Consider the following 22,588-nt stretch of genomic DNA (forward strand, 5'->3'; position numbering starts at 1 on the left):
TTTATGCGTCCTCGATTCCGCCCATGCAGATATACTTTGTCTCCATGAAATCATCGAGGCCGTGGCGCGCGCCTTCGCGGCCGAGACCGGAGAATTTGACGCCGCCGAAAGGCGCTTCTGTCGTCGACACGTGGCCCGTGTTCACACCGACCATCCCGTATTCCAGTGCTTCCGACACACGCCAGACCCGCGCGATATCGCGGCTGTAGAAGTAGGAGGCGAGGCCGAATTCCGTGGCATTGGCCGCATGGATGGCGTCCGCCTCTGTCTCGAACTTGAAGAGCGGTGCGACCGGGCCAAAGGTTTCTTGCGTGGCAACGGCCATTTCGGAAGTCACGCCAGTCAGGATGGTCGGCTCGAAAAACGTGCCGCCCAGACGGTGGGGCGCGCCGCCCAGCGTGACCTTTGCGCCCTTGTCGGTTGCATCCGCGATATGGCCACTGACCTTGGCCATCGCGGCCTCGTTGATCAGCGGGCCAAAGACCGTGCCGTCCTCAGCGCCATTGCCGACCTTGAGGCCCGACACCTTGGCCGCCAGCTTTTCGGCGAACGCGTCATAGACCCCGGCCTGCACGTAGATGCGGTTGGCGCAGACGCAGGTTTGGCCGTTGTTGCGAAACTTCGACAGGATCGCGCCGTCCACAGCCGCGTCGAGATCGGCATCGTCAAAGACGATAAAAGGCGCGTTGCCACCCAGCTCGAGGCCCAGCTTCTTGATTGTCGGCGCGCATTGTTCATAGAGCTTTGCCCCCACTCCGGTCGAGCCCGTGAAGGTCAGCTTGCGCACGACGGGGCTGCTGGTCAGCACGCCGCCGATGGTGGCCGCGTCGCCTGTGATGACCGAGAAGAGCCCATCCGGAAGGCCCGCTTCCTGCGCGAGGATCGCCATGGCAATGGCCGAGAACGGCGTCAGCTCGGAGGGTTTGAGCACCATCGCGCAGCCCGCCGCAAAAGCCGGTGCGGCCTTGCGGGCAATCATCGCATTGGGGAAGTTCCAAGGCGTGATGGCAGCGGTGACCCCGATGGGTTGCTTGATCGTCAGGATACGTTTGTCGGGCGTGTTCGTCGGCGTGACATCGCCATATGCCCGGCGCCCTTCCTCGGCAAACCATTCAATGAAGGAAGCGCCATAGCCGATCTCGCCGCTGGCCTCAGAGAGCGGCTTGCCTTGCTCGGCCGTCAGGATTGCCGCCAGATCAGATTGATGCGCCATCATCAGATCGAACCAGCGCTTCAAGACATCAGACCGGGCTTTTGCGGTCAACTTGGCCCAGGCCTTCTGCGCGGTTTCTGCGGCGGCAATGGCCTCTGTCGTCTCGGCCGCGCCGAGATCGGGCACATGCCCGATTACCTCGCCGGTGGCGGGGTTGGTCACCGCAATGCCGGAGGCGTTCGCATCAATCCAGCGCGCACCTACAAGGGCGGCTTCACGGAGGAGGTCGGGGCGTTTTAGTGTCAGTGTCATGGTGCTATGATCGGGCTTGCATTGATTTCAGATTCTTTGGTGTCCACACCCATAAAGGCTGTGCCGTGCTTGAACCAGCTTTCCGGGGCCGCCGCGCCCCAAAGAGTTTGGCGTTGCGGGTCTTTCAGATCCCATTTGATGGGCTCAAGATCGGGATCCACGGTTTGATAATCCGAGCAGTAGATCTCGATCCGGTGGCCGTCAGGGTCCAGAATGTAGAGGAAAAAGGCATTGGAAATGCCATGGCGGCCCGGCCCGCGTTCGATATGATCGACATAGCCTGTGGTTGCCATCAGATCGAGCAGATCAATGATATTCAGCGGCGTCGGCACCCAGAAGGCCACATGATGCAGGCGCGGACCTGTGCCATTGGTGAAGGCCATATCATGCACGCCGCCCTTGCGATGCAGCCATGCCGCCCAGAGTTTCCCGCTCTCTTCATCTTCGGTATATTCCGTCACGCGGAAGCCGAAGTCAGAGTAGAAAGCAACGGACGCGTCGACATCATGACTAAAGCAATTGAAGTGATCGATCCGCAGCGGTTTGACCCCGCGATAGAGCGCATATTTCTGATGGATTGGCGCGAGGCGATCCATCTTGTGGTAGAATTCCAGCGGGATGCCCATGTTGTCTGACGTCAGCAGCGTCCGGCCCTGATAGGGCCGTTCGACCCATTGAGTGGGGCGTCCCTTGGCCCGGAAATAATTCTCTGCGCGGTCCAGATCTTCTTCGTCAAACGTCTTGAATCCGAGCACCTCAACGCTGGCCGGATGGTCGGATTTTTGCAGGATCAGGCAATGATGCCCGCGCTCTTCCATCGCGCGCAGGTAGATATGGCTGTCGCTTTCATCGGCGATCTGCAGGCCCAGGATTTCGGTGTAGAACTTCCGCGAGGCCGCGAGGTCTGTCACGTTAAGGCACACGTGGCTGAGGCGGATCGTGTTGAAATCGGGGTAGAGGTTTGGCGCAGGCACGGGCATCAGGATGCTCCCAGTTTTGGTATCTTGTGCTGGCCAGTCGCAAAACCGATGTGCTTTTGCTCCATGTAAAACTCGAAGGACCAGTCCCCCCCATCGCGGCCGATGCCGCTGGCTTTGACGCCGCCAAAGGGCGTGGGCAGGTGGCGCACGTTTTCCGAGTTTACCCAGATCATGCCGGCCTCCAGCCTGTCGGTAAAACGCAAAGCCCGGGTCAGATCGTTGGTCCAGACATACCCCGTGAGGCCGTAGTCCGTGTCATTGGCGATTTCCAACGCCTCTTCCTCCGACGAGAAGGGGATGGATGTCAGGACCGGGCCAAAGATTTCCTCCCGCGCGATGCGCATCTTGTTGTGGGCCTGCGTGAAAAGCGTCGGGCGCACGAAATAGCCCGAACGCTCCAGCGCCTCGCCGCCTGCAGCGATCACCGCCCCATCCTGTTTGGCGATGTCAAAATAGCCGGTGACCTTATCGAAATGTTCCTGCGACACCAGCGGGCCCACTTCGGTCTCAGGATCCAGCGGATGGCCCACGCGAATGTTGTTGACGCGCGCCACGAGCTTGGCCTCAAATGCCTCCCGGATCGTGTCTTGCACCAACAGACGAGACGAGGACGTGCAGCGCTCTCCGTTGATCGAGTAGATCATGAAGATCGCCGCATCGAGGGCGCGTTCCAGATCGGCATCCTCAAAGACGATGACGGGGTTCTTGCCACCAAGTTCCAGATGGTTCCGCTTGAGCGTGTCGGCGCCTTGCTTGGTGATCAAACTGCCCGTGCGGCTTTCGCCAACAAAGGCAATCGCCTTGATTTTCGGATGCTCGCAAAGTGCCTTGCCTGCGCCTTCGCCAAAACCGTTGACCGTATTGAGAACGCCGGGCGGCAGGCCTGCTTCCTCGGCGATCTCAACAAGGAGGCGGGCCGTGAGCGGTGAGGCCTCCGCGGGTTTGTGGACCACCGTGCAGCCCGCGGCGAGCGCCGGTGCGATCTTCCATGTCGAGAGCATGAAGGGCGTGTTCCACGGTGTGATCACCCCGACCGGGCCAATCGGAACCCGCGTCGTGATGTTCATCAAGGTGGGCGACTTCAAATGCTGCCCGTCGCGCGCCTGGACGACCTGATCCGCGAAGTAGCGGAAGTTTTCCGCTCCGCGCAGGGCTGCCTTGGACATGAACCGATAGGCCTGACCGGTATCCCAGCATTCGCACAGCGCGATTTCTTCCGCGCGCGCTTCAATCCCCTCCGCAATGCGGAGGATGATTTTCTTGCGCTCCATGGCGGGCATATCGCGCCATGCGGGAAAGGCCTCATGGGCGGCTGTGGCGGCGGCGTCAATATCAGTGGCAGCGCCATGGGCCACATCGCAAATCACCGAGGCATCAACCGGCGAAAGCGTTTGAAACACGCCCTCTGAGCCCGCAACATCCTTGCCCGCGATCCGGTTTTGAATGCCCGTTTCGCGGAAGCGTTTCAGGAAACCGCCAAGCTTGGCGATATTGTCGTCCAGTATGCTCATGGGCTGCTCTCCAGATGATCACGGACATTGCCAAATTTGGGAGACAGAGCCGCATCAATGTCGCGCATCTCAGCCGAAAGGGCGACGGAATGCGTCTCCATCACGGGCGCCATCGCCTCCTTCAAAGCGGCAAAGATTTTTGTGATGGCGTCTTTCTTCACGTCCTCGGGCCGGCCTTCACGTAGCCGCACAGAGAGATCGATGAACCCATGCTTTGGATCACCATCCGCCATCGCAACATGATCGACGCGGATCGCACGGACACGGATGCCGGGCGTTGGAAATGTCTCGATGCTTGCCGCCGCCGCGCGAATGGCCTCACACAGCGCCTGCATATCCACAACCTCTTCGAGATTGGCAGAATACTCGATATGGAAATGCGGCATGTGATTTCCTTAACATGTTAATTGTTGTCAAGTTAAGTAACCTGTGAGAGACTTGTCAATAGCGCATCCCGCGGGCCATTGAGGTTTCATGTCCAAATCGCTTCCCACGACTGCCAGATCTCTGCCCATCGCCCTGATCCGCGCGCGAGAGGGTGTCATGGCGCCGATCCGCGAAATGCTGTCGGAGACCGGGATCACGGAGCAACAATGGCGTGTTCTGCGAGTGCTTGCGGAGTTTGGCCCCATGGACACAAAGACGCTTGCCGACCGATCGAGCCTGCTGTTCCCCAGCCTCACCCGCATTGCCGCCACACTGCGCGACAAGGGGCTCGTCACGCAAACCCGCGACGAAAATGATCGCCGCCGTCAATTCGTCGAGATCACGCAGGCGGGGCAGCGGATCATTGAGGATTATGGCCCGCAGGCAGCCCTCATTGTCGCAAGCTTCAAGGACACGCTGGGCGCGGAGGACTACGAAACCCTCCTCGATCTGCTCGCCCGGCTGGACCCCGGCGCCCACGACTAGACTGTGATCGTGCCATCGGCCCGCCAGGTGTCAAAAATCTCCAACGCCTTTTCGGCAAAGGCGGCATCATTGATGTGGCACGGCAGGCGATAGCCCGCGACGTTGTCGGGCATATGCGCATCGACCTCTGAGAGAAACGCCGCGAGGCCATCGGGATTGTGCAAATCCGCACCTTCCCGATCCCATTCTCCGAGGCCCCGCTCGGGCAGGATCAAGGCGGTCGGGCTTTTGGCCATGGCCAGTTGCTGACAATGCGCGCGCGCGACCTGCTTGGTTTCTTCCGCTTCGAGCACGATGGAGGTGATCAGCCGGTTATGCGCATGTTTCAGATGTGCGTCCCATTTGGGATCAATGTCCTGCCAACCGACGACATCCACCAGATCATAGCAGCCCGGCGCCACGATCTGCGGCGTCCCTGCAGCCCCGGCGTTGGTCAAGCGGTCCGCTCCTGCGGAGACGTTTGAGCCATGCACATGGTTGCCGAGCTCTTGCGTGCAAAAATCGAACACGCAGGCAAAGGCCCCCTGCCCGGCAAGGCTTTCAAAGGCGCGCCCGCCCATGCCCGTTGCGTGAAACACCGCCACCTCAAAGCCCCGCGCCTCCAGCGCAGGCTTGAGCGGCACGACATATTTCAACGCAGAGGTGCCCAGCGAGGTCATCCCGATCAAAGGCTTGTCGGGATTGGGGGCCTGCACGGCCCGCGCCGCCCCCAAGACCGCGCCCGCCGCCTGAGACAGTGAGGCCTTGCAGACGGAGTTCAGGCCATAGAGCCCGCCCGCCCACAGGATCATCTGCGTATCCGCCGCCAGCCGCTCCGCCGGGATCAGCGGCGAGAATGACACCGTCGAGACGATGTATTTCGGCACGCCCAAAGGCAGCGCGGCGGCGACATCCAGCGCAAGATCGGTGCCCATGGAGCCCCCGAGCGCGATCATCCCATCAAAAGCGCCCTCTTTGTACAAACGCGCGGCCAAAAGGCTCGCACCATTGGCCATGATCTGCATGGCATGGTTTTCATCGCCCGCGTCGATGGCCGCCTGAATGCTGCTGCCTCCCGCCTCAGCAACATCATGTTTGGAGTAATCTGTAGGATTTGAGGGATCGCCCAGAACGGACACATCCATCGTGACCACACAGCCCCCCTGCTCGCGGATGACATCCGTCAGAAAGCCCAGCTCATCATCCTTGGTGTCATATGTGCCGATAACCAGAATGGTTTTTTCAGGTGTCATAGCTTGATCCACGCGGTTTTGAGGTTCACGTATTTGTCGATGGCGTGCAGCGATTTGTCGGACCCGTTGCCAGACTGGCCAACGCCGCCCAAAGGCACGGTGCCGTCGGCGCCGCCATAGGTGTTGATATGCATGACACCGGTACGCACGGCGCGCACCATGCGATGCGCGCGGCTGAGGTTGGCGGTCCATGCCGCGCCCGCGAGACCATAAACGGTCGCATTGGCGAGGGAGATTGCCTCTTCTTCGCTCTCAAAAGGTGTCACGGCAAGGACCGGCCCGAAAACCTCCTTTTGCGCCAGCGTCGCATCGCGGGTCACACCCGTGACGATCGTCGGCTCCATGTAATAGCCGCCGGTGTCCTCAAAGATGCGCCCGCCGCCTGTCACAAGCCCGCCACCTTCGGAAATGGCCGTCTCGACAAAGCCAAGGTTCGCGTTGAGCTGGGCCTCAGAATTGACCGCGCCTATCTGCGTCTCAAGCTGCAAGGGATCGCCCACGCGCATGGCCTCCGCTGCTTGTGCGACGGCGGCCACGAAATCATCGTGGATGGACGCCTCCACCAAGAGCCGTGAGCCTGCGACGCAGACTTGCCCCGCATTGCGGAAGATACCGCTGGCCGCGACCTTTGCGGCCTCACCCAGATCGGGCGCGTCTGCAAAGACAATGTTGGGAGATTTGCCGCCCAGTTCGAGATAGACACGCTTCATGTTGGAGCGCGCCGCATATTCCATCAGGCGCCGCCCTGTCGCACCTGACCCCGTGAAAGCCAGAACATCGACATCCATCGAGAGGCCCATGGCTTCGCCCACGACGCGGCCCTCTCCGGTCACGGCATTCAAGACCCCCGGCGGCAGGCCCGCCTCAAGCGCCAGCTCAGCCATGCGCATGAGCGCAAGAGAGCCTGTCTCTGAAGGTTTCAGCACAACCGAATTGCCCATCGCCAAAGCGGGCCCCAGCTTCCAGGCGCCGATCATCAGCGGGAAATTCCAGGGGATGATCGCCCCCACAACGCCCACAGGCTCTTTGTGGATCATCCCCAGGATGTTGCCCGGTGTCGGAGCGATCTCACCGTAGATCTTGTCCAGCGCTTCGGCGTAATATCGGATGGTGCCTGCTGCAGAGCCTGGTTCCGCTTTGAACGCCATGCCGATCTCGGTGCCATTGTCGCGGACACCCAGAACAGCCAGTTCCAGCGCATGGCTCTCAATCAAATCCGCCCATTTCAAAAGCACTTTCTTGCGCGCGGCGGGCGGTTGGCCCGACCAGCGCCCATCCTCGAAAGCGCCACGGGCCGAGGCAATCGCCGCGTTCATATCCGCCACGGTTCCCTTTGCCGTGGTCGTCAGAACCCGGCCATCAATGGGTGAGATGATCTCCATGCGCCCGCCATCCGAGGCTGGCACAGGCTGGCCCTCTATCAGATGATCAAAACCCGGCACGGGCAAGGCGCGCAGCACATCGATTTTCGTTTGATCCATTGCGCTACCTCATCTGACTGTCGTGCATGTCATGGTCTTCTTCCGGCTCATGCGCCCGCCATTCCTTGATCAAAGCGCGCAGATGCAGCGCGAGAACGATTACGATCATGGCAAAAATGATAGCGGCGATTGGCCGGTCGATCATGTCGAGCGGCGTTTTCAAACGCGGCATCGCCGAGCGCAGTTTGACCTCCATGATCCCGCCCAGGACCATACCCAGAATGATCGGCACGATGGGCAGGTTCAGCCGTTTGAGGATCAAACCCAGCACGCCAAAGCCCGCAGCAATCATGCAATCCGTCAGCGAGTTCCGGAGGCTGTAGACCCCCACGAAGGACAACAACAGGATCAAGACGCCAAGAAACCGCGTCGGAACACGGATGATTTTCGTCAGCAGGTTCGTCGAGAACATCAGAAACACAACCACGATGACATTCAACGCAATGAGCGCGAAATAGAGGCCGTAGACGAGATCGATGTTGTTCTGGAACAGTTGCGGGCCGGGAATGACATTGTGCACGTAAAAGACCGAGAGCATCATGGCCGTGAGCGCCTCGCCCGGGATGCCCAGCGCCAGAAGCGGGATCATCGCCGCAGCGGGCACGGCGTTATTGGCGGCCTCCGATGCGATCAAACCCTCGGGTGAGCCTTTGCCGAAGGCGTCGGGATCTTTCGAGGTTTTCTGGGCGTAGGTATAGGACATGAATTGCGCGGTGAACTCGCCCGTGCCCGGGATCATGCCGAGGATCACACCAAATCCCGAGGCCACGGTGGCCACCCGTTTGTGTCCCAGCAATTCCTTGATACCCACACCCATCCGACCGCGGATCGGCTTGGCGTCAGGGCTGTTGTCCGGCGCAGTGAGCAGGACGAAAGCCTGACTGAGCGCGAAGAGCCCCAGCACGACGACGATCAAGTTCACCCCTGAGGAGAGGAACGCGTACCCGAAGGTGTAGCGCTGCGTGTAGGTCACCGCGTCAAGGCCCACTGTTTGCAGGAATATCCCGAACATGGCGAGCATGCCTGCGGCGAAGATTTGCCCACGATGCGCAAGGATCACGAGGATGATCCCCAGAAGCGCGGCGAGGAAAATCTCCCGGCTGCCAAACATCGGCGCGATCCAGGCCAGCAAGGGCGAGAGCAGGATCAGACACAGGATGCCAAATATGCCGCCCCAGAAGGAGGCTGAATAGGCCAGCGAGACCGCGCGGTGCGCCTCGCCCTTCTGGGTCATGGGGTAGCCGTCATAAGAGGTCAGCGCGTTTACCGCCGTTCCCGGCGTATTGATCAAAACTGCGGGGATCGCACCGCCGTACATGGACGACCCGTAAATCCCCAGAAGCATGGTCAGCCCCACGATTGGGTCGAGGGAGAATGTCGCAGGCAGTAGAATTGCAATGGCCACCGCAGGTCCGACGCCCGGGATCGCGCCGATGATCACGCCGCCCACCGAGCCCACCAACAGCGCCAGCATGACGTCCCAACGGGCCAGCAACTCCAGTCCGGCGATCAGGTTCTCCATCAAACGCGGCCTTTCAGAAGTAGGTCAGCATGATCTGGCGCAGCCCATCGGGCAAGCGCTCATAGATCAGACCAGAGGGGAGATTTACTTTCAAAAACGTCTTGAAGAGCAAGACGATGACAAACGCCGATACGGCTGCTGCGACCAGCGACGTCACTCTGCGGTAGCCTGTGCGCAGCGTCAGAGCGACCGCAAAGACAACCGTCGTCGGCAGATAGCCTGCATATGGCACGGCAATCGCATAGACGATGAACCACCCCGCATATTCAAGCGACGCAATCCAGAGCCAGACTTCTTGCCAGCGCCCGCTGATCCGCTCCGACACAGCCGATCCAATCAGATGGAAGGCGGCAAAGCAGGACATGGCACCCAAGGAGACTGCGGGCCAGAAACGGGGCTGCGCAAAAAGCTTGCCGCCATTGCGCCACGCTGTTTGATCGGCCAGTTGCGACAACAGAAACAGCGATACCGCAAGAGCCATCCAAGCGAAGACAATGTCGCCGGGACGCCGGTAGCGCTTGAACAGAGTTTGAAGCGTCTTCACGCGCGACATGTGAGCAAACCGCCTATGGAAAAAGGGCGACCGGGCGCAGCTGTGGCGCCCGGTTGCACGACGTCAGGCGTTATTCGGCCAACATCTTTTCGATGGCAGACAATGTCTCAATGTCTTTCGCGATCTGGTCGACCACGTCTGCGGCGGGCTGCCAGTAGACCAGCGCCCCTGTGTCGGCGGCCAGCTGCTGCGCACGTTCGGACATCACGGTCTTTTCCGCGACAGCGATGATCTTGTCCCGCACGTCCTGCGGCGTATCCTTATGCACAAACAGGCCATTCCACAGCGCCACATCCAGCGCAGGCGCCAGTTCAGCAACCGTCGGCGTATCCGGCGTCAAGGAGATCCGCTCAGATCCGATGGAGGCGAGTACGTTCACGTCATCAAGACAGGGCAAGATCAACTGAAGCGTCGTGTTGATCACATCGACATCGCCTGAGGCGAGTGTGTTGCAATCCAGCGCATCAAATGCCGCGTCGGAGGCATAGGAGAAGCCCAGTTCCTTGGCCAACCCGAACGTCACCTGCGTTGGCACCAACGGCGCCCCGAAATGACCCAGCACGACATCGTTATCCTGCGCATGCGCGGCCAGCTCCTGCATGGTGCTGTAGGGCGCATTGCCGCCTGCCGCGATCACAAAGGGATACGTCAGGAAATTGCCAAGGGGCACGAAGGGATCGGGGTTGAGATCCGGGATACCGATCTGCGGCCCGACAACGGGAATGGCGATGATGAACGAGCCAATGGTGTAGCCATCCGCCGGAGCGTTAGCGACCTCGATTGCGCCGGGGAACGGACCACCGCCACCGCCCGGCTTGTTCACGACAGCCGTCGGCACGCCGTAGGCTTCCGAGAAATCCTCTGCAATCATCCGCGTCAGGACATCCTCCAGATCGCCCGGAGGCCATGGGACGACAAATTCAACCGGCTTTTCCGGATACTCGGCCTGCGCGGCCCCTGCGACAGCCGTCAAAGCCAAGGCCATCGCCGTCACTGTTTTTGTGAACATGGACATTTTATTCTCCCTGAAATTGGTTCGCATATTGAACCAATGTTGCAGAAAAAAGGTTGCCTTGTTAAATATCTTCTGTCAAACTTTTTTTGAAACGCGCACAGGGAAGGCTCCGAATGTCGTCGACTGCGAAGGCTCTGACATTGCTGTCCCACTTTTCGGCCACGCGGCCGGAGATCGGGCTCTCGCAGCTGTGTCGGATCGCGGGGCGCGACAAGGCAACGACCTACCGGCACCTGCAAGCGCTTGAAGCGGCAGGATTTGTCGAGCAGAATCCAGCTACAAAACACTATCGCATTGGCCCGGTTGTGATGCAGCTTGCGCAAGTGCGAGAGGCGACAGTGCCGCGCAAGGAAGGCGCAATTCCCGTTCTGACGGCACTTGCAGACGCGACAGGAGAAACCGCGCATGTCACGGTCCTGTCCGGCGCGACGCTCTACGGCCTGTGCGAACGCGAATCTCCCTTGCATGGGATACGGGCGGTTGTTGACCTGAACGTCTTTCCCCTGCATGCCACGGCATCGGGTCTGTGCGCCCTGGCGTTTGGCCCTCCGAACCTGTTGGAAGAGGCCATGGGCAATCCGGTGCGATTTACCGAGCAGACCCCGACAACCCGATCCGATCTGGCCACACGCGTCGAGCATATCCGCAAGACGGGGTTCGGATGTGCCAGTGGGACTTACGAAGATGAAATTCACGGGCTGGCCACACCTGTCTTTGACCACAGCGGGCAGCTGGCCGGAGCAGTGGCCGTCGCTTGTGTGGCATCGCGCCTGAGCGCTGATCTCGAACAGCTGATAAAATCAGAACTGATACGCGCCGCGCGCGACATCACGCGCAATTGGGGCGGCGCAATCCCGGCAGCGCTCGAAGCGACCTGGGCCCGCACCATGACATCCCCGAACGCAATGGAACCCGCATCATGAAAGATTCGAACTTCCTGAAAGAAAACAACGCACGCCTGATGTGGCACCCAATGACATCGCCACAAGACAGCGCCGCCCATCCCCCCAAGATCATCACCGGCGCCGATGGCGTATCCATCACAGACATCGACGGGCACCGCGTCGTGGACGGTGTGGGCGGTCTGTGGAATGTGAACCTTGGGTATTCCTGCCAACCTGTGAAAGACGCCATTGCGCAACAGCTGGAGACATTGCCCTACTACTCGACCTTCCGCGGCACGACGAATGACGTTTCCATCGAACTGTCCTACGAGTTGAGTGAGTTTTTCGCCCCCGACGGCCTGAGCCGCGCTTTCTTCACATCCGGGGGGTCGGACAGTGTCGAGACATCGCTGAGGCTTGCGCGGCAATACCACAAGCTGCGCGGCGAGGCCGGGCGGACCAAGTTTCTGAGCCTCAAGAAAGGCTATCACGGCACGCATATCGGCGGCGCATCTGTCAACGGCAATGCCAATTTCCGCAACGCCTACGAGCCGCTCCTGCCGGGCTGTTACCACATCCCCGCGCCCTACACCTATCGCAACCCGTTCAACGAGACCGATCCGGAAACGCTGGCGCAGCTATGCTTGCAGGCGTTGGAAGATGAGATTGCGTTTCAGGGCGCGAACACCATTGCCGCGATGATCATGGAGCCGATCCTCGGCGCGGGCGGGGTGATCCCGCCGCATCACTCTTTCGTGCCTGCTGTGCAGGAGATCTGCAATCGGCACGGAATTTTGCTCATAACCGATGAGGTCATCACGGCCTATGGGCGCACGGGGGCGTGGTCGGGCGCGCGGCTCTGGGGCATCCAGCCTGATATGATGGCCACGGCCAAAGCGATCACCAATGGCTATTTCCCCTTCGGCGCGGTCATGATTGGCGAGCGGATGATCGAGGTTTTTGAGAACAACCCGGATGCCAAGATCGGCCACGGCTACACTTATTCCGGCCACCCAGTTGGCGCGGCAGCGGCAATTGCCTGCCTTGCGGAGACGCGGCGGCTCAACGTCATCGACAATGCCGCGGCCCGAGGCACGCAGCTTTACGAAGGCTGCAAGGCGCTCATGGAGAAATATGAGATTATTGGCGACGTGCGGGGAGGCCATGGTCTGATGACGGCCATCGAAATGGTCAGCGACCGCGCGACCAAGGCCCCCATTGATGCGGCGAGGGCCACAAAAGTTCAGGAGGTCGCGTATCAAAACGGGGCCATGGTGCGGGTGTCTGGTCCAAACCTGATCCTGTCTCCCGCGCTGATCCTGTCCGAGGCGGATGCCACTGCCATTCTGACTGCGCTTGACGCCGGTTTCGCCGCTGCCTGAAAGGTCTCGCCATGACACAAGACCATGTTGTGCTTCTCGGCACGAAAGGCGGGCCTGCCATCCGGCCGGGTTCTTCTCTGCCCACCTCAAGCCTCTATTGCCTGAACGGCCATCAGATCGTCGTGGATTGCGGGCTCGGCGTCACCAAGGGATTGGTGGATCAGGGCATGCAGCTGCGGGATCTCTCGCTGATCTTCATCACCCATCTGCATTCCGACCACTATCTCGAACTCGGCCCCCTGCTGCACACCGCCTGGACGGCAGGGCTGAAAACCAAAGTCGACATCTATGGGCCGCAAGGCCTTGATGCCTATTGGGACGCCTTCCTCGCCTCGATGAAGGCCGATATTGACTTGCGGATTGACGACGAAGGCCGCCCGGACCTGCGCGATCTCGTGACCATCCATGTCATCGACGCCGGTCCCGTCATGGAACGTAACGGCATGTCAGTTGAGGCGATCCGGACCGAGCACCCGCCCCTCATTGATACCTTCGCGCTGTCTTTCAGGACCGCGGACACGCATGTCGTCTTCTCAGGCGATACGGCACGGCTGGAGGCCCTGGAAGACTTCGCGCGGGGCGCGGAACTGTTGATCCATGAGGCGATGCTCAAAGCTGCCTTGCCCGCGCTGATGGCCCGGATCGGAAATGGCTCTGACAAGCTCATGGAGCATTGGTTGCGCGCGCATACTTTTGCCCATGATGCAGCGATCACAGCGGCCAATGCCGGGGTCAAACGCCTCGCACTGTCGCACCTGATCCCGTCGGACGATCCCGACTATGGGCCAAAGGATTGGCAAGACGCCTGTGCCGGGCACTTCGGGGGCGAACTGATCATTGGCCATGATGGCATCAGGATTGACCTGTGAGCCGCACGACGGATCAGCTTCTCGCGGATCGCGCGCGCCTGCTCGGGCCGAATGTCTCCACCTTCTATGACGCGCCGGTCCATTTTGTCCGCGGTGAAGGTGTCTGGCTTTGGGATGCGGATGGTCGCAGATATCTAGATTGCTACAACAACGTGCCTCATGTCGGCCATTGCAACCCTCGCGTGGTTCAAGCGATCTACGCACAGGCCAGCACGCTGAACACTCACTCGCGGTATCTTCACGATGGGATTCTCGACTACGTTGAAAAACTGACGGGGACCATGGCTCCGCCCCTCGATACCGCAATCATGACCTGCACGGGATCAGAGGCGAACGACATAGCACTGCGCATGGCCGAAGGTGTAACAGGCAAGCGCGGCATTATCGCGACCGACGCCACCTATCACGGCAACACCGCGTTGGTCAGCCAGCTGAGCGTCTCCAATCGTCCCCAAGAGGGCTTTGGTCTGGATCAATATGTGCGCTTTGTGCAGGCTCCCGACAGCTATCGCGCGCCCGATCCGCAAGGGGCGCGGTTTGCCACCGCCGTTGCAGATCAGATTGCCGCGCATGAAGAAGACGGCACCGGCTTTGCCGCGCTGATCATCTGCCCGTCTTTTCTGAATGAGGGGTTTCCCGATCACGCCGATGGCTGGCTCAAAGCCACCGCCGAGGTGGTGCGTAAAGCAGGCGGCCTTTTGATCTGCGATGAGGTGCAGTCGGGATTTGGGCGCGCTGGCACGCATATGTGGGCCCACGACAAGATGGGCGTCGTGCCTGACATCGTCGTTCTCGGCAAACCCATGGCCAATGGCCATCCTGTGGGCTGCGTTGTGGCAAACGGGGATGTGCTCAGAACGTTCCGTGAAGGCTATCGGTACTTCAATACCTTCGGGGGAAATCCTGTCTCCTGTGCTGCGGCGATGGCGGTGCTGCAAGAGATCGAAGAGCGGGATTTGATCGCAAACGCGCACCATGTCGGCGCATATGCCCTCGCCCGCATGCGCAAGCTCCAGCAGAAACACGATGTCATCGGGGATGTGCGTGGCTCCGGGCTGATCTTTGGCGCGGAATTCGTGCTGGACCGGTCCAAAAAGACGCCGGCCAGCGCCTTCGCGGACCGTGTCGTCAACGAGATGCGCCAGCGCGGGGTTATCCTGTCCAAGCTTGGGCGACACAAGAACACGCTGAAGATCCGCCCCCCGATGCCATTTTCCCAAGAGAATGCAGATCAGCTCTTTGACACTTTGGATGACGTCTTGACCAGCCTCGCGCCGTGCCCATGAAGATTGTTCGAAAGGCGCTTGCGCTTTGGGGCATGGCGGAGGCCTCCGCGAGGCTTGTGGCTGCCCGGGAAAACGCGGTTTACCGCATCGCACATGCCTCTGGGCTTTTCGCCTTGCGGCTGCACCGCCAGGGCTATCGCACAGACGCGCAGCTGACGGCTGAGCTTGACTGGATGGCGATGTTGACCAGGGCGGGCCTGTCCGTGCCCGCGCCGATCCGCAGCCTTGCGGGGCCGCATTTGCAATCGGTGGAGGGCATCCAGGTGGATGTTTTGACGTGGATGGATGGCGAAACGCTGGATCGCGCTCTTCCCAAGCAGGATGCATGCATCCGCCGCGCGGTGTTTGAGCGTCTCGGCCAGACCATGGCTCGGATGCATGAAGCCTGCGACACATGGCCGGATGCCGCGACCTGCGATCGCCCCGCCTGGGACAGTACGGGGCTGCTCGGCGAGGCACCGCTTTGGGACAGGTTCTGGGACAATCCCGCGTTGTCCGCACCGCAAAAAACACTGATGCAGACCTTCCGCGCCCGCGCGCTTGAAACCCTGTCACGTCTCGGTCCATCGCTTGACTATGGTTTGATCCACGCAGATCTCGTGCCCGCCAATGTCATGTGGACGGGAGCGGACCTGCACCTGATCGACTTTGACGATGGCGGCTTTGGCTTTCGCCTCTTCGATATCGCAACGGCCCTGTTCAAACACCGGAATGCGCCGGATTACGACGATTTGCACAGCGCCCTGCTGCGCGGCTACGCAAGTGTTCGGCCCATCGATCTGGATCTTTTGCCATTGTTTCTTGCGCTCAGGGCCGTGACCTACGTGGGCTGGAACATCACGCGCGAGCCCGACGCTGAACACAGCGGGCGAAACGCGCGGTTCATTGCACAGGCAGAAGAGGTCGTGAGCGCCTATCTTGACGCGTAGGCGCACAGAGCCGTGCGCGCCAGCTATTCCGCGGCTGCGCGCAAACTCGCCATCAAATGGTGAAACTTCTCACCCTGCACGGCCACATGGGCGCGGATGGCTGCCGCTGCACCCTCGCCATCGCCTTTCTCCAAAGCCGCCACGATAGCTTTGTGCTCCGACATGGATTGGCGCAATCGTCCGCGCACGCGCAATTGCACCCGACGGAAAGGTTGCAGCCGTCGTTGCAGGCGCAAGCATTCCTGCTCGAGAAATCCGTTCCCGGATTGACGGTAGAGGATCCCGTGGAACAACTCGTTCTCCCGGTAATAGCCATCGGTATCCGCCGCTTCGACCGCCGCATCACATCTTGCATTGGCTTCATGCAGGTCGCTGAGCGCGGTATCGGTGATCCTTGAGGCCGCGAGGCGCGCGCAAACCGCTTCCATCTCGGCCATGACTTCAAACATCTCAATAAGCTCGACCGGGCCGGGCTGGCGGACAAACACACCTCGGCGCGGGATTTGATCGACCAGACCGGATTGCGCCAGCCGCAAAAGCGCCTCGCGCACCGGTGTCCGCGAGACGGAAAAGCGCTTTGACAGCTGAACTTCGTCCAGACGCTCGCCATCTTTGAAACTGCCCTCAAAGATCAGTCCTTCGAGCTGGTCAGCAATAATATCAGAGCGCTTGCGATCCATGCCATGTATGTAGGACGGCCGCCTACAGAACGCAAGAGAGTGCATCTTGTATACAAAAATATTGACTCAGAACACAACCGGGATACGTTGCCATCCAGCCCGACTTGGAATCGGGGTTGTATTGGGAGGAAAACATGACACTGAAATTCTCGGCCGCCGTGGCCGCAGCAGCACTTTTCGCCGGGACACTCGGCGCGCAGGCCACAGAGCTGCGCCTGTCCCATCAATGGTCCGACAAGGATGTGCGCCATCAGGTGGCTCAGATCATCGCAGACGATGTAGCGGCAGCAAATGTCGACCTCGACATCAAGATTTTCCCCACACAATCGCTCTTCAAAGCGCGCGAGCAGTATAAGCCGCTGTCGCGGGGGCAGCTGGACATGACCGTTCTGCCTTTGAGCTATGCAGGCGGTCAGCAACCGGCCTTTAACCTGACGCTAATGCCGGGCCTTGTGAAAAATCATGACCACGCAGCGCGTCTCTCGGAAAGCCCCTTCATGGCTGCGCTGGAAGAGAAGATGGCCGATGATGATGTGATGGTGATTGTGCACGGCTACCTGGCTGGTGGATTTGCCGGTAAGGACAAGTGCATCACCAAACCGGAGGACATTGCCGGTCTCCAGACACGCGCCGCCGGCAAGGCGTTTGAGCAGATGCTGGCGGGTGCGGGCGCATCCATCGCGTCGATGTCTTCCTCGGAAATCTACAACGCCATGCAAACAGGCGTTCTGGACGCGGCCAATACGTCCTCGTCTTCGTTCGTTTCCTTCCGGATCTACGAGCAGGTTGCATGTTACACGCCTGCTTCCGATGTGGCGCTGTGGTTCATGTATCAGCCGCTCCTGATGAACAAATCAGCCTTCGATGGCTTGAACGAAGCGCAGCAGACAGCGCTGCTCGCGGCGGCCGAGAAGGCTGAGGCGCATTACCTGGCGGAAGCGAAAAAGCAGGACGCGGCTTCCGTCGAAGTCTTCCGTGAGGCTGGTGTGGAAATCGCCGAGATGACGCCGGAGGATTTTGAAGCCTGGCGCGCCATTGCGCAGGAAACGGCCTACAAAGCCTTTGTCGAAGACGTCTCTGACGGGCAGGAACTGCTCGATATGGCCCTTGCCGTAGAGTGATCAGAGCGGGGGGCGGTGCTCAGCCGCCCCTCCACGCAGTCCCACGCAAACGATGATGGAGGGCCCCATGGCGGTCCAGAGCTCCGGGGCAGTGGCCCAAACCGGAAACAACCCCTTCTTGCGCGTCGTCGCGGCCATCTCGACCGTCGCGGGGTGGTTCTCGGCGGGAATGATCCTCTCTGCCGTGCTGATCACCTGCCAGATGATCTACATCCGCTTCGTGCTCAATGGCTCGACCGTGTGGCAGACAGAAGCGGTGGTCTACCTCGTTATCGGCGCCACGCTCATCGGTCTGCCTTATGTCCAGAGGTTGCGCGGGCATGTGAATGTCGATCTGATCCCGCTCGCCCTGCCGCCGCGGGCGCGCTTCGTGATGTGTCTCGTGACCTTGAGCCTGTCGATCCTGATCGTCGGTGTGATGCTCCTTTATGGCTACGAATACTGGCATTTTGCCTGGGATCGCGGTTGGCGGTCAGACACGGTCTGGGGCGTCAAGCTCTGGATCCCCTATCTCGCGCTGCCCGTAGGGTTTGGTTTGCTGTTGCTGCAACTTGTGGCTGATCTCGTGGCGGTGTTGACCGGCGTCGACAAGCCCTTTGGCCTGGAGGATTCCTGATGGACCCGCTGCTGCTTGGTGCTTTCGTCGCGATTGGCACGATCCTCGTGCTCTTCTCGGGCGTCTCGGTTGCCCTTGGCCTGCTCATTGTCTCGGCCGGATTTTTGATTGTCTTTGACGGGATGCGCTCACTTGAGCTGTTGCCCGAAATCATGTTCGGCAAGCTCGACAATTTCGCGCTGCTCTCCATTCCGATGTTCATCATTATGGGGGCCGCCATTGCCTCAACACGAGCGGGCGCGGATCTGTATGAAGCTCTGGAGCGGTGGCTCACCCGTGTGCCCGGCGGGCTTGTGGTCTCAAACCTGGGGGCCTGTGCGCTCTTCTCTGCCATGTCCGGATCATCGCCCGCGACATGCGCCGCGATTGGCAAAATGGGTATTCCGGAGATGCGCAAGCGGGGCTACCCCGACGCGGTGGCCGCAGGCTCCATCGCCGCAGGCGGCACGTTGGGCATTCTGATCCCCCCATCGGTGACCATGATCGTTTACGGCATTGCAACCGAGACATCGATCGGGCGGCTCTTTCTTGCGGGCGTGATCCCCGGGCTGCTGCTCGTAGGCCTCTTCATGGCGTGGTCACTCTACTCGACCTGGCGCTCGGGCGATGCGGCTGTGCTGTCAGCGGGCAGCTACACATGGCGCGAGAAGTTCGAGATCTTGCCCCGCGTCCTGCCCTTTATCGGCATCATCATCGGCGTGCTCTACGCCATGTATGGCGGTATCGCGACACCGTCGGAAACAGCGGCGGTCGGCGCGTTGCTTTGCCTGCTCATTGCGATGATCATCTATCGGCTGTGGAACCCCAAGGACCTTTGGGTTGTCCTGCGCGACAGCACCAAGGAATCCGTGATGATCCTGTTCATCATCGGTGCGGCAGGCGTGTTCAGCTACATGTTGTCATCGCTCTTCATCACGCAATCCATTGCGGAATGGATCGGGACGCTCGACGTAAACCGCTGGGTGCTCATGGGCGCGATCAACGTCTTCCTGCTCGTCGCAGGCTTCTTTCTGCCCCCCGTCGCCGTGATCCTGATGGCAGCGCCGATCTTGCTGCCGATCATTGTGGCCGCGGACTTCGATCCGATCTGGTTTGCCGTTATCTTGACGATCAACATGGAAATCGGCCTGATCTCACCGCCTGTGGGCCTCAACCTCTATGTCATCAACGGCATCGCACCGGAGATTTCGCTCAAGACAATTCTCAAGGGCTCGCTGCCCTTTGTCGCCTGCATGGTGATTGCGATTGTCCTGCTGTGCTTCTTCCCGGGGCTTGCGACATGGCTGCCTGATACCGTCATGGGCCCCTCGCTATGACAATGTTTGGCGATCTTCTGTCGACCGTCTTTGATCGGCGGGTCATCTTCATGGGCCCTTCGGGAGAGGACGCGCGCTCGACAGAAGAACTGGCCGATGCGCTGGTGAGCGCGGCGGACGAGGTTTCCGGTCAAGCCCTGGCGGGTCGCATTCTGGATCGCTTCGATGCGATGGATGATGCTGCAAAGCTCACCTTCTTCCAGCATCTTGCCGAGGCCATGGACATCCAGCCCGCAGCCGTGCGCCAATGGTTGGAGGCCTATGAGGCCGACCCGTCAAAGAAGACCTACCGGGCTTTCATGGCGGTGGCGGAACCGCGCCGTCAGGAGTTGATCCGACGTCTGAACGGCGTGCCCGGTGCGACAGGGCGATTGGTGCAGATGCGCGCGGATCTCCTGCGCCTGACCCGCAAAGATCCGCGCCTCGAAGCGCTTGATCTGGATTTTCGCCATCTCTTTGCATCATGGTTCAACCGGGGATTTCTGGTCTTGCGCCCGATCAGCTGGGAGAGCCCGGCCCATATTCTCGAGAAGATCATCGCCTATGAGGCTGTCCATGCCATCGACAGCTGGGACGATCTGAGGCGGCGGCTGGAACCAACGGACCGGCGGTGTTTCGCGTTCTTTCATCCCGCGATGCCCGATGAGCCGCTGATCTTTGTCGAGGTGGCGTTGACCATCGGTGGCGCGGGATCCGTTCAGGCGCTGCTTTTGGAAAGCCGTGAGACCCTGCAAGCCCATGACGCGGACACGGCGGTCTTCTATTCGATCTCGAATTGCCAAGCCGGGCTTGCGGGGATTTCCTTTGGCAATTCTCTCATCAAACAGGTGGCCGCAGATCTCTCCGCAGAACTGCCCGATCTCAAAACCTTCATTACACTCTCGCCGCTTCCGGGCTTTGCCGCTTGGCTCAAAACGCAAGCGCCCGCTGGCTTGGTGGAGAACGATACAGCCTACCGCGCATTGGCGGCTCACTACCTGACAGAAGCCAAACGCGCCGACGGGATGCCGCTCGATCCTGTGGCACGGTTTCATCTGGGCAACGGCGCACAGGTCCATGATGTGCATGAGAATGCAGATACATCTGCCAAAGGGCAGGCCCAATCCCTTGGCGTCATGGTCAACTACCACTACGATCTTGCGAAAGTCTCCGAGAACCATGAGCGCTTCTCAAATACCCGAAGTGTTGCCATGTCCTCCACGATCCGTACGCTCTCGAACAACGCAGCGAAACTCTTGTCCGAGGAGGTGGAGAGATGACAAACCCGCTCTTTGATACGCTTTTTGGTGTGCACGCCGGGAAAGAAACGCCTTTCCTGCACTTGTACGATGGGACGGTCATCACCCATGCAGGCTTTATCGCAATGGCCGCCCGGATGGCCCATGTTCTCACCGATGCAGGTTTGGCCCCCGGGGATCGTTTGGCGGCCCAGGTTCAGAAGTCGCCGGAAGCGCTCGCGCTATACGCGGCCTGCGTGCAGGCGGGGCTTGTCTTTTTGCCGCTGAACACCGGCTACACGACCGACGAGCTCACGTATTTCATTGAAAACAGCGGTGCGTCCTGTGTGGTTTGCGATGCCAAGGCGAAGAATGCGCTTGCACCAATCGCGGAGCGGCTGGGCGCGCGCCTCGAGACGCTGAACGCCGACGGCAGCGGCACGCTCAGCGATCAGGCTGCCGACAGGCCCGACAGCATCCCCACAGTGGCGCGCAGTGAAGACGATCTGGCGGCCTTTCTGTATACCTCGGGCACGACGGGCCGCTCAAAAGGGGCCATGCTGACGCAGGCCAATCTGCTCTCCAACGCGCTGACCTTGCGGGAATACTGGCGCTTCACAGCGGATGACGTGCTCCTGCATGCGCTCCCCATTTTTCATACCCATGGCCTCTTTGTGGCCACGAATGTGACCCTCGTGGCTGGCGGTTCGATGATCTTTCTGCCGAAATTCGAACTCGATCAAATGATCGATCTCATGCCCAAGGCCACGACGATGATGGGCGTGCCGACCTTCTACACAAGGCTTCTGGATGATCCCCGGCTCACCAAGGCGCGCGCTGCTCATATGCGCCTGTTCATCTCGGGCAGCGCCCCGCTTTTGGCGGAGACCCATATGCAATTCGAGCGGCGCACGGGCCACCGGATCCTTGAGCGCTACGGCATGACCGAAACAAACATGAACACATCCAACCCCTGTGACGGCGACAGGCGCGCGGGCACGGTCGGCTTCCCGCTGCCCGGTGTGGAGCTCAAGATCACGGATCCCGCCAGCGGCGAGGAGCTTGCGCCGGGCGAGGTCGGCCAGATCGAGGTGCGCGGCGCCAATGTCTTCAAGGGCTATTGGCAGATGCCCAAAAAGACAGCCGAAGAACTGCGGTCGGACGGGTTTTTCATCACGGGGGATCTGGGCTGCGTTGATGAGGATGGCTATGTCCATATCGTGGGGCGAAACAAGGACCTGATCATCTCGGGCGGCTACAACATCTACCCCAAAGAAATTGAGCTGGTTCTGGATGACCAGCCGGGCGTGCTCGAAAGCGCGGTCATCGGCGTGCCGCATGCGGATTTTGGAGAGACCGTCCTTGGATTGATCGTCCCCGAACCCGGCGCGCACCCTGACCTGGATGTCATTGCCGAGGCGGCCAAGGGCTCCCTTGCGCGGTTCAAGCATCCCCGGAAGCTCATCGTGATCGACGCGCTACCACGAAACACCATGGGCAAGGTTCAGAAAAACGCATTGCGTGAGGCATACCGCGACATCTTCTCGCCTGCCGAGGGCTGATCCGCACCACGCCAATGCCTCCTGTCTGCGCGTGCTGCGGGAGAGGGTTGGTTTT

At 60.3% G+C, this 22,588-nt stretch carries 21 protein-coding genes; 11 read left to right on the forward strand and 10 right to left on the reverse strand.

The annotated features are described in order from the left end of the window. Nucleotide 1 precedes the first annotated feature (1 nt). The 4 genes from ACP15S_RS11275 to ACP15S_RS11290 are packed head-to-tail and all read right to left on the reverse strand — an operon-like array spanning nucleotide 2 to nucleotide 4,342. Entirely contained in the window at nucleotides 2-1,465 is a 1,464-nt protein-coding gene (locus ACP15S_RS11275; protein WP_425039738.1) for an NAD-dependent succinate-semialdehyde dehydrogenase, read from the reverse strand. Beyond that, on the reverse strand, nucleotides 1,462-2,445 hold the full coding sequence (hpaD, locus tag ACP15S_RS11280; RefSeq protein WP_425039739.1) for a 3,4-dihydroxyphenylacetate 2,3-dioxygenase: 984 nt from the start codon (nucleotides 2,443-2,445) through the stop codon (nucleotides 1,462-1,464). The genes ACP15S_RS11275 and hpaD overlap by 4 nt, the downstream gene beginning before the upstream one ends. After that, nucleotides 2,445-3,956: a 5-carboxymethyl-2-hydroxymuconate semialdehyde dehydrogenase gene (gene hpaE / locus ACP15S_RS11285; protein WP_425039740.1), complete on the reverse strand. Its 1,512-nt coding sequence runs from the start codon at nucleotides 3,954-3,956 to the stop codon at nucleotides 2,445-2,447. Before hpaE ends, hpaD begins: the two co-directional genes overlap by 1 nt. Then, on the reverse strand, nucleotides 3,953-4,342 hold the full coding sequence (locus ACP15S_RS11290; RefSeq protein WP_425039741.1) for a 5-carboxymethyl-2-hydroxymuconate Delta-isomerase: 390 nt from the start codon (nucleotides 4,340-4,342) through the stop codon (nucleotides 3,953-3,955). Before ACP15S_RS11290 ends, hpaE begins: the two co-directional genes overlap by 4 nt. An 88-nt stretch (nucleotides 4,343-4,430) precedes the next feature. Here ACP15S_RS11290 and hpaR point away from each other — a divergent pair, with 88 nt between their 5' ends. After that, nucleotides 4,431-4,868, forward strand: coding sequence for a homoprotocatechuate degradation operon regulator HpaR (gene hpaR / locus ACP15S_RS11295; protein WP_425039742.1), 438 nt, complete (start codon nucleotides 4,431-4,433; stop codon nucleotides 4,866-4,868). On the opposite strand, the gene ACP15S_RS11300 is transcribed toward hpaR, so the two are convergent. The 5 genes from ACP15S_RS11300 to ACP15S_RS11320 form a co-directional block, all read right to left on the reverse strand. Further along, nucleotides 4,865-6,100: a Tm-1-like ATP-binding domain-containing protein gene (locus tag ACP15S_RS11300; protein WP_425039743.1), complete on the reverse strand. Its 1,236-nt coding sequence runs from the start codon at nucleotides 6,098-6,100 to the stop codon at nucleotides 4,865-4,867. The two genes, hpaR and ACP15S_RS11300, sit on opposite strands and share 4 nt — an antisense overlap. Next, nucleotides 6,097-7,581: an aldehyde dehydrogenase gene (locus tag ACP15S_RS11305; RefSeq protein ID WP_425039744.1), complete on the reverse strand. Its 1,485-nt coding sequence runs from the start codon at nucleotides 7,579-7,581 to the stop codon at nucleotides 6,097-6,099. The genes ACP15S_RS11300 and ACP15S_RS11305 overlap by 4 nt, the downstream gene beginning before the upstream one ends. A 4-nt stretch (nucleotides 7,582-7,585) precedes the next feature. Then, nucleotides 7,586-9,103 carry a tripartite tricarboxylate transporter permease gene (locus tag ACP15S_RS11310; protein ID WP_425039745.1) on the reverse strand — a complete coding sequence of 506 codons (1,518 nt, stop codon included), beginning with the start codon at nucleotides 9,101-9,103 and terminating at the stop codon, nucleotides 7,586-7,588. Between the two features lie 13 nt (nucleotides 9,104-9,116). Further along, entirely contained in the window at nucleotides 9,117-9,656 is a 540-nt protein-coding gene (locus ACP15S_RS11315; RefSeq protein ID WP_425039746.1) for a tripartite tricarboxylate transporter TctB family protein, read from the reverse strand. Nucleotides 9,657-9,726: 70 nt separating this feature from the next. Then, complete coding sequence (locus ACP15S_RS11320; RefSeq protein WP_425039747.1) at nucleotides 9,727-10,671, reverse strand: tripartite tricarboxylate transporter substrate-binding protein; 945 nt, start codon at nucleotides 10,669-10,671, stop codon at nucleotides 9,727-9,729. Between the two features lie 113 nt (nucleotides 10,672-10,784). Between ACP15S_RS11320 and ACP15S_RS11325 the strand changes: the two genes are divergently transcribed. The 5 genes from ACP15S_RS11325 to ACP15S_RS11345 are packed head-to-tail and all read left to right on the forward strand — an operon-like array spanning nucleotide 10,785 to nucleotide 16,021. Continuing rightward, nucleotides 10,785-11,594: an IclR family transcriptional regulator gene (locus ACP15S_RS11325; protein WP_425039748.1), complete on the forward strand. Its 810-nt coding sequence runs from the start codon at nucleotides 10,785-10,787 to the stop codon at nucleotides 11,592-11,594. Beyond that, nucleotides 11,591-12,937, forward strand: a complete 1,347-nt coding sequence (locus ACP15S_RS11330) for an aminotransferase class III-fold pyridoxal phosphate-dependent enzyme (protein ID WP_425039749.1) — start codon at nucleotides 11,591-11,593, stop codon at nucleotides 12,935-12,937. Before ACP15S_RS11325 ends, ACP15S_RS11330 begins: the two co-directional genes overlap by 4 nt. A gap of 11 nt (nucleotides 12,938-12,948) precedes the next feature. Continuing rightward, the gene (locus ACP15S_RS11335; RefSeq protein ID WP_425039750.1) at nucleotides 12,949-13,806 is read left to right on the forward strand and encodes an MBL fold metallo-hydrolase; all 858 of its coding nucleotides are present in this window, start codon (nucleotides 12,949-12,951) and stop codon (nucleotides 13,804-13,806) included. Continuing rightward, entirely contained in the window at nucleotides 13,803-15,092 is a 1,290-nt protein-coding gene (locus ACP15S_RS11340) for an aspartate aminotransferase family protein (RefSeq protein WP_425039751.1), read from the forward strand. Before ACP15S_RS11335 ends, ACP15S_RS11340 begins: the two co-directional genes overlap by 4 nt. Then, on the forward strand, nucleotides 15,089-16,021 hold the full coding sequence (locus ACP15S_RS11345; RefSeq protein ID WP_425039752.1) for a phosphotransferase enzyme family protein: 933 nt from the start codon (nucleotides 15,089-15,091) through the stop codon (nucleotides 16,019-16,021). The genes ACP15S_RS11340 and ACP15S_RS11345 overlap by 4 nt, the downstream gene beginning before the upstream one ends. Before the next feature lie 23 nt (nucleotides 16,022-16,044). On the opposite strand, the gene ACP15S_RS11350 is transcribed toward ACP15S_RS11345, so the two are convergent. Continuing rightward, entirely contained in the window at nucleotides 16,045-16,701 is a 657-nt protein-coding gene (locus ACP15S_RS11350; RefSeq protein ID WP_425039753.1) for a GntR family transcriptional regulator, read from the reverse strand. A gap of 134 nt (nucleotides 16,702-16,835) precedes the next feature. On the opposite strand from ACP15S_RS11350, the gene dctP reads away from it, so the two are divergent. The 5 genes from dctP to ACP15S_RS11375 all read left to right on the forward strand — a co-directional run bounded on the left by dctP (nucleotide 16,836) and on the right by ACP15S_RS11375 (nucleotide 22,533). Then, a complete protein-coding gene (gene dctP, locus ACP15S_RS11355; protein WP_425039754.1) occupies nucleotides 16,836-17,822 on the forward strand; it encodes a TRAP transporter substrate-binding protein DctP in 987 nt (328 codons plus the stop codon). 67 nt (nucleotides 17,823-17,889) lie between these two features. Then, nucleotides 17,890-18,438 carry a TRAP transporter small permease gene (locus tag ACP15S_RS11360; RefSeq protein ID WP_425039755.1) on the forward strand — a complete coding sequence of 183 codons (549 nt, stop codon included), beginning with the start codon at nucleotides 17,890-17,892 and terminating at the stop codon, nucleotides 18,436-18,438. After that, a complete protein-coding gene (locus tag ACP15S_RS11365) occupies nucleotides 18,438-19,754 on the forward strand; it encodes a TRAP transporter large permease (RefSeq protein WP_425039756.1) in 1,317 nt (438 codons plus the stop codon). Before ACP15S_RS11360 ends, ACP15S_RS11365 begins: the two co-directional genes overlap by 1 nt. Next, the gene (locus ACP15S_RS11370) at nucleotides 19,751-21,013 is read left to right on the forward strand and encodes a malonyl-CoA decarboxylase (protein WP_425039757.1); all 1,263 of its coding nucleotides are present in this window, start codon (nucleotides 19,751-19,753) and stop codon (nucleotides 21,011-21,013) included. The genes ACP15S_RS11365 and ACP15S_RS11370 overlap by 4 nt, the downstream gene beginning before the upstream one ends. Further along, nucleotides 21,010-22,533 (forward strand): malonate--CoA ligase, encoded by a 1,524-nt coding sequence (locus ACP15S_RS11375; protein ID WP_425039758.1) that lies wholly within the window; start codon nucleotides 21,010-21,012, stop codon nucleotides 22,531-22,533. The genes ACP15S_RS11370 and ACP15S_RS11375 overlap by 4 nt, the downstream gene beginning before the upstream one ends. The last annotated feature ends 55 nt before the right edge of the window (nucleotides 22,534-22,588 follow it).

Origin of the sequence: Primorskyibacter sp. S187A (assembly GCF_049800955.1) — a bacterium.
GTDB lineage: Bacteria > Pseudomonadota > Alphaproteobacteria > Rhodobacterales > Rhodobacteraceae > JAKVBH01.